10 protein-coding genes and 2 pseudogenes are annotated in these 11,478 nt (G+C 62.2%); 8 read left to right on the forward strand and 4 right to left on the reverse strand.

Annotation, left to right across the window (positions count from 1 at the left end; genetic code table 11):
* Positions 1–13: 13 nt before the first annotated feature.
* The 4 genes from WOC76_RS00270 to WOC76_RS00285 all read left to right on the forward strand — a co-directional run bounded on the left by WOC76_RS00270 (position 14) and on the right by WOC76_RS00285 (position 4,114).
* Positions 14–1,012, forward strand: coding sequence for a DUF7146 domain-containing protein (locus WOC76_RS00270; protein ID WP_341102601.1), 999 nt, complete (start codon positions 14–16; stop codon positions 1,010–1,012).
* A 211-nt stretch (positions 1,013–1,223) separates the two neighbouring features.
* A complete protein-coding gene (locus tag WOC76_RS00275; protein WP_341102604.1) occupies positions 1,224–1,562 on the forward strand; it encodes a helix-turn-helix transcriptional regulator in 339 nt (112 codons plus the stop codon).
* Positions 1,552–2,832, forward strand: a complete 1,281-nt coding sequence (locus WOC76_RS00280) for a type II toxin-antitoxin system HipA family toxin (protein WP_341102607.1) — start codon at positions 1,552–1,554, stop codon at positions 2,830–2,832. Before WOC76_RS00275 ends, WOC76_RS00280 begins: the two co-directional genes overlap by 11 nt.
* Before the next feature lie 331 nt (positions 2,833–3,163).
* Positions 3,164–4,114: a DUF2493 domain-containing protein gene (locus tag WOC76_RS00285; protein WP_341102610.1), complete on the forward strand. Its 951-nt coding sequence runs from the start codon at positions 3,164–3,166 to the stop codon at positions 4,112–4,114.
* Between the two features lie 265 nt (positions 4,115–4,379).
* On the opposite strand, the gene WOC76_RS00290 is transcribed toward WOC76_RS00285, so the two are convergent.
* Positions 4,380–4,751, reverse strand: a complete 372-nt coding sequence (locus tag WOC76_RS00290) for a WGR domain-containing protein (protein ID WP_341102614.1) — start codon at positions 4,749–4,751, stop codon at positions 4,380–4,382.
* Positions 4,752–4,894: 143 nt separating this feature from the next.
* On the opposite strand from WOC76_RS00290, the gene repA reads away from it, so the two are divergent.
* The 3 genes from repA (at position 4,895) to repC (ending at position 8,620) form a co-directional block, all read left to right on the forward strand.
* Positions 4,895–6,088, forward strand: a complete 1,194-nt coding sequence (gene repA / locus WOC76_RS00295) for a plasmid partitioning protein RepA (RefSeq protein ID WP_341390094.1) — start codon at positions 4,895–4,897, stop codon at positions 6,086–6,088.
* Positions 6,085–7,071: a plasmid partitioning protein RepB gene (gene repB / locus WOC76_RS00300; protein WP_341431218.1), complete on the forward strand. Its 987-nt coding sequence runs from the start codon at positions 6,085–6,087 to the stop codon at positions 7,069–7,071. The genes repA and repB overlap by 4 nt, the downstream gene beginning before the upstream one ends.
* Before the next feature lie 217 nt (positions 7,072–7,288).
* Positions 7,289–8,620 carry a plasmid replication protein RepC gene (repC, locus tag WOC76_RS00305; protein ID WP_341431219.1) on the forward strand — a complete coding sequence of 444 codons (1,332 nt, stop codon included), beginning with the start codon at positions 7,289–7,291 and terminating at the stop codon, positions 8,618–8,620.
* 48 nt (positions 8,621–8,668) lie between these two features.
* On the opposite strand, the gene WOC76_RS00310 is transcribed toward repC, so the two are convergent.
* Positions 8,669–8,935 carry a WGR domain-containing protein gene (locus tag WOC76_RS00310; protein ID WP_341102620.1) on the reverse strand — a complete coding sequence of 89 codons (267 nt, stop codon included), beginning with the start codon at positions 8,933–8,935 and terminating at the stop codon, positions 8,669–8,671.
* Positions 8,936–9,078: 143 nt separating this feature from the next.
* Positions 9,079–9,641, reverse strand: a pseudogene (locus WOC76_RS00315) (tyrosine-type recombinase/integrase); the annotation flags it as partial.
* A 58-nt stretch (positions 9,642–9,699) separates the two neighbouring features.
* On the opposite strand from WOC76_RS00315, the pseudogene WOC76_RS00320 reads away from it, so the two are divergent.
* Positions 9,700–10,849 (forward strand): annotated as a pseudogene (locus tag WOC76_RS00320) (IS3 family transposase).
* A 27-nt stretch (positions 10,850–10,876) separates the two neighbouring features.
* Here the strand turns inward: WOC76_RS00320 and WOC76_RS00325 are convergent.
* The gene (locus WOC76_RS00325) at positions 10,877–11,365 is read right to left on the reverse strand and encodes a hypothetical protein (RefSeq protein WP_341102625.1); all 489 of its coding nucleotides are present in this window, start codon (positions 11,363–11,365) and stop codon (positions 10,877–10,879) included.
* Between the last annotated feature and the right edge of the window lie 113 nt (positions 11,366–11,478).

The raw sequence follows: 11,478 nt of genomic DNA on the forward strand, positions 1-11,478 counted from the left end.
GTGGGAGGCGGTAATGGAAAGCCCAACTCGGACTCTGTCCAGCGGCCTCGCCGAGCATGTCGAGGACGTCTGCAGGCATTATCTCTCGAACGGTCGTCGGTGCGGCAATTACTGGATCGTCGGCGACGTGAACAACCACGTCGGCCGAAGCCTCTATGTGCGGCTCAAGGGCCCTCTCTCTGGTAAGGGAGCGCGCGGCAAATGGGCTGATGGCGCGACAGGCGAATATGGCGACCTTCTTGATCTCATTCGCGCGCGAGAGGGGCTCGCGTCCTTTCGCGATACGCTCGACGAGGCGCGGCGCTTTTTGGGGGCGCCGCGCGCAAGAAGTTCGGGGCGACGAGAGAGACATTCGAGCGAGCGCGATACCGTTGCGCTCGCTCGAGAGATTTGGACGGCGTCGCGGTCGATCGACGGCGCGCCAGCGGAGGCCTATCTCCGCGCGCGGAAAATCGCCGCCGATCTTCACGACGCACCGCTGCGCTATCACTCGGCGCTGCTTTACCGCGATCCCAAATCTCCGCCCCAAAAATTGCCGGCGCTCGTCGCCGCCGTCACCGACATCAACGGCGAGATCAGGGGCATTCATCGAACCTTTCTCGATCTGGCGCGTAACGACAAGGCGAACGTCGCTTCGCCGCGACGTTCGCTCGGAGCCATACTCGGCAACGGCGTACGTTTCGGCGCCATCGATGACTTCGCCATCATCGGCGAAGGAATTGAAACGGTCCTCTCGCTCAGCAGCGCTTTTCCCGACATTCCGACTGTCGCGGCGCTTTCCGCCTCGCATCTTGCCGCTTGGCGTCCGCCATCGAACTTACGACGGCTTGTCATTGCCGCCGACAATGATGAGCCAGGTCGAAGCGCTGCGCAGAGACTGTCCGCGCGAATAAAAGAACATCTCATCGACGCGACGACGATTCTTCCGCTCGGCGCTGACTTCAACGGCGAGCTGCGTATGACCTCGCGCGAAAGCATGCACGACCGGGTTGCGCGGCTGATTTGGGGCTGAACGCCAAGTTGTCGCCGCACCGGCGTTGAACGAGGCGCCTTCTGTGTCTTGAGTTTTGGAAGGGCCTCAGCTCGATCTATAAACGACCCAAATGCCTATACATGATCCGTTTATGAGACATATCTGAGGCCTAACGCTTGCGCAATTGAGGTTTGAGCCATAAATAAATCATCGATATATATATATGTGGTCTATTAATAGGGCGCCAACGATGGCCAAGCCGATAACCCGTCCCTATTCCCGCTATAGCCACGACGCGGTCGTCATGCTGGGGCAGCTGATCCGCCGCGCCCGCATCGAACGGAAGATGACGACGACCGAACTGGCCGAGCGCGCCGGGTTGTCTCGTGGACTCGTGCAAAGGATCGAGAAGGGAGATCCGGGCTGCGGGATCGGCGCCGTGTTCGAGGCCGCGGCTATCGTCGGCGTGCGCCTCTTCGACGCCGATCAGACCGCGCTGACGAACGCGATCGGAGCCAACACGGCAATACTCACGCTTCTGCCCAAGGCGGTGCGCGTTTCCAAGGTCGAGGCCAAGTATGACTTCTGACGCCAGTCCGAAAGAAGCGTTCGTCTGGGTCTGGCTGCCCGGCGAGATCGAACCGGTCGTCGCCGGCAGGCTCGCCGCCGCGGGCGATCAGCTGCTGTTCAATTACGGGCGCAGCTTTCTCGCCAGGAAGAACGCAATCCCGCTTTATGAACCCGAACTGCCGCTGCGAGCCGGCGTGTTGCCGCTTCTGACTGGATTGCGGATGCCGAGCTGCATCCGAGACGCGGCGCCGGATGCTTGGGGCCGGCGCGTCATCCTCAATCGGAGACTCGGCGCTAAGGGGCCCGGTATCGATGTCGCTTCGCTCGACGAGCTTACCTACCTCCTCGAATCTGGCTCCGACCGGATCGGCGCCCTGGATTTTCAGGCGTCCGCTACCCGCTACGTCGCCCGTGAGGCGGCGCCAGCCTCGCTCGACGAGCTAGCAACTGCCACCGCGAGCATCGAAGCGGGCATCCCTCTAACCCCGGAGCTCGATCAGGCGCTGTTGCATGGCACCTCCATCGGCGGCGCTCGTCCGAAGGCGATGATCGCGTCGGGAGATCGGAAATACGTTGCGAAGTTCTCTTCGCAAAGCGACCTCTACAGCGTCGTCAAAGCTGAATACGTGGCGATGCGTCTTGCGGCCGAGAGCGGGCTGGACGTGGCGCGGGTGGCCTTGCAGCGGGCAGCCGGCAAGGACGTACTGCTCGTCGAGCGTTTCGACCGGGAGAAAGGCGCAGAGGGTTGGCGCCGTCGCGCGATGGTCTCCGCTTTGACGCTGCTCGAGCTCGACGAGATGATGGCCCGCTACGCCAGCTACGAAGACCTGGCGACCGTCATCCGTCACCGCTTCGCGGCTCCGAGGGAAACCTTGAGGGAGTTGTTCGGCCGCATGCTGTTCAACGTCTTGTGCGGCAACACTGACGATCACGCTAGAAATCATTCGGCCTTCTGGGACGGCGAGAAGCTGGCGCTCACACCGGCCTATGACATCTGCCCCCAGGCGCGGGCCGGCGGCGAAGCAACCCAGGCGATGCTGATCGGCGGTGGCGAGCGGCTGAGTCGCATCGGCCTGTGCCTCGACGCGGCCCCGCTGTTTTTGCTGTCGCAGGAAGAGGCACTGGCTGTGGCGCGGCGTCAGATCACGACGATCCGTGATCGGTGGGTGGATGTCTGCGCCGAAGCCGCCCTCACCGACGTGGATCGAAGCCTGCTGTGGCGAAGGCAATTCTTGCATCCGTTCGCTTTCGAAGGCGCCCCGTCCTCGCTCTCAGCGCTGCTGGCGTAAGATGCAGACGCGTTACGGAGCGCCGCAATGAAGACTCGACGACACTCGAGGGAGGTCTCATCGTAAGCGGCCGTCTCTTCTCGCGAGAGGGCCGCGCGCCGGCCTGAAAGAGCAGCGATGACGCCACAAGCGGCTCGCTTGCCGCAACGCTACCCGCCGACTTCTTTCCCCTGCCCTATGCTTGCGCTTCGGGCATTCCTCGCGGCTCAAAGAAGTCGTCGGGCAGCGTTCTTCGCTTTGCTTCGACCCTTTAGGTGCGGCGCGATCCGCCCGCGGCTCGCAATCGCTGTCGGGCCGCGATCGGCGCGGCCTCAAGCGAAAGACTTCCGACATGAACGATGAATTCGCCTCTCGGTCCTTCGAGACCATTGCTCCCGACCATGACGCTTCATCTCCTTCTTCGCACCTTCTGGACGAACTGGCTTCACACGGCTATCGCCCCCTGGACGACGAACCGGATCCGCGCCCCCTGCCGTCTTCTGACGCCGCGTCCCTTGCGCTCGAGTCCGCCGTCGAAGCCTTGTCGAGCCTCTTTCTTGATACCCGCCTCGAGGCCGATCTTCCCGATCTCCTGTGGTCCTTCGTCAATCTTTTCCATCGCAAGGCGCAGCGCGTCGACCGCGAACTCGACGACAACGAAACCACGCAGCGGCGTTCGCAGGCCGAACAGGACGGCTCGGAAATCCGCTCAGTCGAACTTGAGCGGCTGATCGCGCAAGGGCTCACACTCACCGAACGACGCAACGCCTTCGAATTCTTCCGCGACCATCTCGCAGAACTCTACGCGACCGAGACCGGTTCGTCTTGGCGTCCACGCTCGGGATCGCAGGTCAATCACCGCGCCCTGACGGCGGCCATGATCGACAGCCGGGATTTTCTGAACGCCAAAAAGCTCGCCGAGACGCAGCTGCTTTTGCCGCCTGGTCCTCGCATCGCGTTCACAGGGGGAGCTGATTTCAACGATCATCAACGGATCTGGGATACGCTCGATAAGGCACACGCAAAGCACCCGGGCATGGTCCTAATCCACGGAGCCGGGCCGAAGGGCGCGGAGCGTATCGCCGCCTGCTGGGCGGACAACCGTAAGGTTCCTCAGGTCGCCTTCAAACCGGAGTGGACGCGACACAAGAACGCCGCGCCCTTCAAGCGCAACGACGCGATGCTCGAGGCCCTGCCCATCGGGGTCATCGTCTTCCCGGGATCTGGGATCGTCGAGAACCTCGCCGATAAGGCCCGCAAGATGGGGATCCCGGTGTGGCGGTTTGCGAAGGAGGGCGCATGAGGCGCCGTCCCATTCCCTCGCTCGCACTGAGGGCCAGCCCCCAAAGTCGCTGGGCGAGTTTGGAGAGAAAACTTTAGCGCCGTCGCAGCGGAATTTCTTTCCCGCAGTCGGGATTGTGGGATCGCTAGGAACCCCGCCAGCACAAGCCGCAGATAAATGCCCCTGAATTTCCGTTCCAATAGCACAGCTCGTCGGTCATGGGTTGGCCTTGCTGCGTCGTCTCAAAGAGAGCATTCAGTCCGGATTAGCCGACGGCCCCAACCCCCTACTCTGCCGGTGCCGCACAGCCCCGCCTCTCCTTATGACGCGCATGCGCGAACAGCGCCGCATGGGCGGTCGCCGCCTCCTCAAATCGCCACACCTGGCTTTGTCTGGTAGAGCCGATGCTCTCCCATTGCTTCATGAGCGGCACGCTGCCGAAAAGATCGGACAGGATATTGATGCGATAGAAGCGGCGCATATTGCGCGCAGGGGCAATGCGGTGGAGGAGAATCGCGAGCCCAGGTTGCTGCGACAAGTCATGGGTGCTCGACATGCCAATTAGATGACGCACCAATTGTTGCGAGCTCGCAACATTGCTGCCCTCACGGGATTTCAGTCGACACAGTTCGCCGCGATCAGCGCGGCTGCGTAGCATTCATCCTTGCTGGTTTTGGCCGGCGTTGATGCCGTTAACGTCTCGTTAACCCTTTTTTTCTTGCCCTCGCCGCAAGAATCGCGAACTCTGACGGTATCACCTCGCATATGACGCTAAATCCGTCACAGAGGAATGTTGGCCGCATGGACGCTAGAGCAGATACGACGACAAAGATCGACCACTTCACAGAAGTTCTGTCCAGAGAACTGCTGTCTCTGCGAACGCGCCTCTATCCGCCGTCTTCCCAGAAAACTTTCGGACGCACCTTCACCACGAACGACCTTGTGCGCCTGCTCAAGGTTCCCGAGTCTACGCTTCGGTCCATGACGCTTGAGGGGAAAGGCCCGCAGCCTGCGCGCCTTGAGAATAACCGCCGCGTCTATACGCTCGAACAGGTTTCTGAGCTGCGATCCTATCTGGCCGAAGTGAGGCCAGAGGAAGCGTTGACCCTGAAGCCGTGGAGACGAGGCAAGGAACAGCTTCAGATCGTCACTTGTACAAACTTCAAAGGAGGATCGTCCAAGACGACATCGAGCGTGCATCTCGCGCATTATCTGGCCATTCAGGGCTATCGCGTTCTGTGCATCGACCTTGATCCGCAAGCCTCCCTGACCAGCCTGTTTGGACTTCAGCCGGAATTTGACGTAGGTCCGGACGAAACCGCGTACGCGGCAATCCGGTACAACGACCATAAGCCTTTCAAGGCAGTCATTCGGAAGACTTATATCCCTGGTGTCGCGATCGTCCCCGGCAATCTCGAACTGATGGAGTTCGAGCACGATACTGCACGCGCACTCGCATCGCGGGAGCGAGACGACCTCGGTCTTTTCTTCATGAGGCTGAAAAAGTCAATCGATCAGGTGGCCCAAGACTTCGATGTGGCGATCCTCGACACGCCACCTAATCTTGGCTTTGGCACTCTCGCCGGCCTTTTTGCGGCGACGATCCTTATCATCACCGTCCATCCAGCAATGCTCGATGTGGCGAGCATGAATCAATATCTGATCATGCTCCGTGATCTCGCAGGGGAATTGGCCCGAAACGGAGCGAGGCTGGAACAGGATTGGATCCGTTTCCTGATCACGAGACACACCCCGAACGACGGGCCACAGGCACATATTGTCGGCCTGCTGCGTCACCTCTTCGACGAACATGTTTTCGTGTCGACCGCGGTCGAGAGCACCTCGGTCGCCGCCGCCGGGCTCGCTAAAAAGTCGCTCTACGAGCTTGAAGCCGGCGAGGTGCCGCGGGAATCGCTGAAAAGGGCGTTAGAAAGCATGGACAGCGTGAACGCGGAAATACTGGCGCTCATACATAAGTCATGGGGGCGGTCATGAGGAAACCCTCGATCCTGAGTAAGCTTGGCGCCGCCGCACCTTTCGCCGCGTCGTCGGAGCTTCCCGTCGCAACGCAGCAGCCACGCCCGCGTGTCTCGTCAACCGCGATCGCGGGGCTAAGCCGTAGCCTTGACGACCTCGCAGCGGATTCCGTCGCGACACTTGACGCAGGGATCATCGATCCGTCCCCCTTTGGCGACCGTTTGGAACAAGACGAGGAGGCACTCAACCTGCTCGTCGCCTCGATCGAATCCGAAGGCCAACGGCTCCCTGTCCTTGTCAGGCCACACCCAGAAAAGGAGGGTAGATACCAGCTCGCCTACGGGCATCGCCGGCTCCAGGCTCTTCGGTCGCTGAATCGAAAGGTTCGGGCCTTCGTCCGGCCTCTGTCTGACGCCGAGCTCATTCTTGAACAGGGGGCCGAGAACGGTGGGCGGGAGGCGCTGACATGGATCGAGCGGGCGCTCTTCGCGAAGGAAATGGAGGCGCAGGGGCTCTCGCCCAAGACGATCTGGACGACTCTTGGCGTGGACAGATCTGGGCTCTCCAGAATGAGGTCTGTGGTCGACGCTATCCCTGCCCATCTTATCCGCGCCATCGGGCGAGCCCCCGGCATCGGGCAGCCGCGATGGCAGGATTTGGCGGATGCCTTTGCAAGAGACGAAGCTAGAAACCGGGTCGCCCTTGTCGTTGAAGGCAATGAATTCGCATCTCTTGCCTCGGACCAGAAATTCATCACAATCCTCCGGGCGGTTGAAGAGCAGGCCAGGCGCGCGCCGCGCTTGGATCGCAAGGAGATTATGAGCGCGACGGGCAAGCAGATCGCTTACGTTTCCGCGACGGCCAAAGGGCAGACCTTTGCGATCTCTAAAAGTGAAGCCCAATTCTCGGCATGGCTGGCGGAGAATCTACCGGACTTGTACCGACAGTTTCAGGACCGGAACGCTTCGGAGGCGCCCGATGTTGCGAGCTCGCAACATTAGGGCCCGACGGCGGGCGAGCCGGCTGGAAGAGTAAATCGCGTATCCAATCAATTAATCGGAGATATCGAGCAAAAGAAAAAGGCCCCCGAAAACGTCACCGTCCCGGAAGCCCTTCTCAAAGTTTGCACCTAAGAGAATCCCACTTCCGCGAATCGCTGTCAAGAGTCGGCGCCGTTTCGGCGAGCGGATTTCTTTTGCCTGAGCGAGGCAAAAGGTCATGCAAAGACAAGCAACGACGCCCTTTGGGCGGCGATCGCTGTCGCTCGCCATGGTGGCGAGCCAGGCGGCGACGAAAGAATTCACGTCACGCCCCGATGCGTCAGAAACCGTCGTCCATAAATGGCGGCTATTTCGGGCGCTGACGGAGGCGAAAGCGCCGCTTGGCGTCACCGACCGGGCGCTATCGGTTTTGCATGCGCTGCTGAGCTTCCATCAGGAGACGGCGCTGACGCTTCCTGAGAAGAACGCCAATCCTTCGGATAGTGAGGCGGCCCCCGAGCTCATCGTTTTTCCGTCGAACAAGGAGCTATCGATCCGCGCTCACGGGATGGCGCCGGCGACGTTGCGCCGGCATATCGCCATGCTGGTCGAGGCCGGGCTGATTATTCGGCGCGACTCGCCCAATGGCAAACGTTTCGCGCGGCGAGGGCAGGGGGGCGAGATCGCGGACGCCTTTGGCTTCGATCTCACCCCGCTCGTCGCTCGCGCCGCTGAAATCGAGAATCTCGCCGAGGAGATCCGCGCTGAAAACCGCGCCATGGCGCTGCTGCGCGAAAAGATCACTCTGGCGCGGCGGGACATCGCCAAGATGATCGAGACGGCGATAGAAGAGGGCGTTCCGGGCGATTGGCAGGCCCGCCACGGCGACTACCAGGGGCTCGCCAGTCGCCGGGCGCGCAAGATGACGAGGACAGACCTGGAGGCCTTGGCGACGGAACTTGGCGCTCTCGCCGGCGAGATCAATACTTCGCTGGAAAATCACGTAAAACGGCAGAATATGACCGCCAATGAGTCTCAGACTGAGCGGCATATACAGAATCAAACCACAAACATTTCTGATCTTGAACCTAGCCTTCGAGAAGGCCGGGGCGCAGCTTCCGGAGTGAACAACGGAGGTTCGGGGGCTCCATCAGCGCCAGAGCCTGAAATCAGTGCAACCGAACCCTCCAGATTGGACGTCAAACCGCAACCGCCGCGAAGCTATCCACTCGGAATGGTCCTCGACGCCTGCCCCGATATCCTGGACTTTGCGCTAAGCGGGATTTCTTCCTGGCGGGATCTCATCGCGACGGCGGGGACAGTGCGATCGGCTTTGGGCGTTTCGCCCGACGCCTGGTCGCAGGCGCTCGACGTCTTGGGCGAGCACGACGCCGCGGTGGTCATCGCCGCAATTCTCCAGCGTGGCGAGGAAATCAAATCCGCGGGCGGCTATCTGCGCGTTCTGACCGCGAAAGCGAGGGCAGGGGAGTTTTCACTGGGGCCTGTGCTGATGGCGCTGCTGCGCGGGAAGGCCGCAAAAGCAGCGCGCGAGCGAAAACGAGCGGGATGATACTTGTCCCGCAAAGTTTGAAGCCGTGATCGATCGGGGCGCACGCCGTCACCGGGCGACATAGCCGCGACGCTCCTTCAAAGCGCCGCTGCCGGACCAGAGCCTCCATCGCTTGCGCCATGTCGTCGAAAACAGTGTTGCGCAGAAGGCTGGCGCGGCCGATCCGTCCCCATCCGCGACCGAACACCAGCGCCCGAATAGATCAGGCGCGATATCGAGGCGGTAGAACCGGTGCATGTTCTTGGCTGGGTCTATGCGATGCAAAAGGATGGCGTCCACGATCGCGAGTCTGATTCCCGGCAGAGCATCGGTCAAGACACTGTGCCCCGGAAAAGCAGAGGCGCCGTCACGCGCGCTCATCTGCGGGCGGCGACGCCTGATCGCCCGGCTCAGTCAGCAACCGGCTGAATGTTATATTCGCTGACGCCTGAGACCAATGTTTTTGACAGGGTGCGGTTTCACAATCCCGCCGCCTTGGTGAGATTGACCTTGAACCGATCACGTTTGCGTTGGTAGCGGCGGGTCATCTCGGGGGAGGCGTGGCCGAGGTGCCTCTGCACATGGCCTTCCTCGATCTGCGCCGAGGAAGCGAGACCGGCGCGCAGAGAATGACCGGAGAAGGCGCGCCGCCGTTCGCCCTCGGGCAGATCGCCGCGCAGGCCAGCGGTTAGCGCGGCCTTCTGGGCCAGGCGCGCGACATGTTTGTCGGAGAGCCGCTCGGCCGAGGCGCCGCCATTCTTGCGGAGAAGAGGCCGGAATACCGGACCCCGCGTGATCCTACCGAGTTTGAGCCAGGTTTCGAGCATGGCCACGGGGCAGGTGAGGGGGAGGAGCCGCGGCCGATCTCCACCTCGCGCCAGCCGGTCTTGCCGTTGAGGGTTAAAAGCAGGCCGCCGCCGTTCTGGTCGGGGCTGATGATCTCGATCCAGCCGGTTCCGTCGTCCGTCTGATCCGGGCCGCAATCGAGGCCGACGATCTCCGACCGGCGCAGCCCGCCGGCGAAGCCGATGGCGAGGATTGAGCTGCTGCCGGTTTCGTGGACACCGAGAAACGGTGTTTCATGAGGCCGGAGGTTGGTTATGGCGAGACGGATATTCAGTCGAGAGTTTAAGGTCGAGGCGGTTCGGTTAGTGAAGGAGCGCGGCGTCACGGTCGCGCAGGCCTGCCGCGATCTGGACGTGCACGAGAACGTGTTGCGGCGCTGGATTCGGGAATTGACGGTGGATCCCGCGCAGGCCTTCCCCGGCCACGGCCAGCAGAAGCCGGAGCAACAGGAACTCGAGCGACTGCGCCGTGAAGTCGCCAAACTGCGGGCGGAGCGCGACATCCTAAAAAAGGCCGCAGCCTTCTTTGCGAGGGAAGCGAAATGAGATTCGCCTTCGTCGCGAAGCACCGGAATGTCTGGCCGGTGGCGTGGCTCTGCGAAGCGCTGGACGTCTCCCGATCGGGCTTTCACGCCTGGCTGCGTCGCGGGCCGAGCCCCCGGTCGATCGCCGACGAGGAGCTGACAAGGAAAATCCGCGTGAGCTTCGTGGGCAGCGCCCGAACCTATGGCGCCCGCCGCGTCTGGTGGGACGTCCTCGCGGAGGGTGTTTCCTGCGGCCTCCACAAAATCGAGCGGCTGATGCGGGCGAACGCTTTAAGGCGCGGCCACGTCGCCGCGGCCTTCCGAAGGACGAGGGGCAGAGATCAATGGTCGTTGCGCCGAATGTCCTTGACCGGCAATTCGCGGCGGAAGCGCCGAACCGGAAATGGATCGCGGACTTCACCTATATCTGGACAGCGGAGGGCTGGCTGTATGTCGCCGCCGTCATCGACCTCTTCTCCCGGAGGGTCGTCGGCTGGTCGATGAAGGCCGAGATGACCGCGCAGCTCGTCACCGACGCGTTGATGATGGCGATCTGGCGCCGCGGCAAGCCTGACGCCTTGCTGCATCACTCTGACAGGGGCAGCCAATATACGAGCGAGCAATTCCAGCGCCTGATGGCCGACAATGGCGTCGTTTGCTCGATGAGCCGGTCCGGCAATGTCTGGGACAACGCCGCGATGGAGAGCTTCTTCTCCTCGCTGAAAACCGAGCGGATCGGCAAAAAAGTCTACCGCACGCGTAACGACGCCCGGGCAGATGTCTTCGATTACGTCGAACGGTTCTACAACCCCGTCCGCAGGCATTCGACGATCGGCTACATTAGCCCGGTTGAGTTCGAGAAGAAGGTGGGGGTAACTTAACTCGGTGTCCACGAAACCGGCAGCAGCTCAGATGGCCTTGTCGCGCAACCCCCGCAGGTCGTTGTCGAGGACCGCGAGCATGGCGAGCAACTCATCAGCGAAGATCGCCTCCTTCTGGACGGGCGGGCGGCCATGGGCGCGGCGGATGCCGGCCAGCACCGTGGCGATATGCGGGTCGCCCGTGTCGAGCGGGCGCCCGAGTTGGCGATAGCGCCAGCAAATACCGGAGAGCCGGCGTTCGAGCGAGGGCACGGACAGGGGCGGCCTGCCCGGCCCGCCCTCGACGCAGGCGGCGAGATAGAGACCGACGGTCTGCGGGTCCGGGGGCAGGGGGTCGAGGCCCTGGCGGCGCAGCCAGGAGGCGAATTGCCGCCAATCGGCGTCATAGGCGCGCTGGGTGTTTTCGGAGCGGGCGTTGCGGGCGTAGTCGCGCGCCTTTTCGGAGAGCGCCGCGAGATGGGGGGTGGGCTCGGCGAGCGCCCTGCCGCCGGTCTTGTCCGTGTCCGCTTTAGCCATTCAGTCCTCGCTTACCCCGGCGCGCTCGGAGCTCAAAAATCCGACGCCTCGGCGCGCTGTGACCGCCCTCAAACGCGCTTCGCGGCCCAGTATGACTGGAGGTTCCAGTCATG

The organism is Methylocystis sp. IM3, from assembly GCF_038070105.1.
In the GTDB taxonomy this organism is placed as follows: domain Bacteria; phylum Pseudomonadota; class Alphaproteobacteria; order Rhizobiales; family Beijerinckiaceae; genus Methylocystis.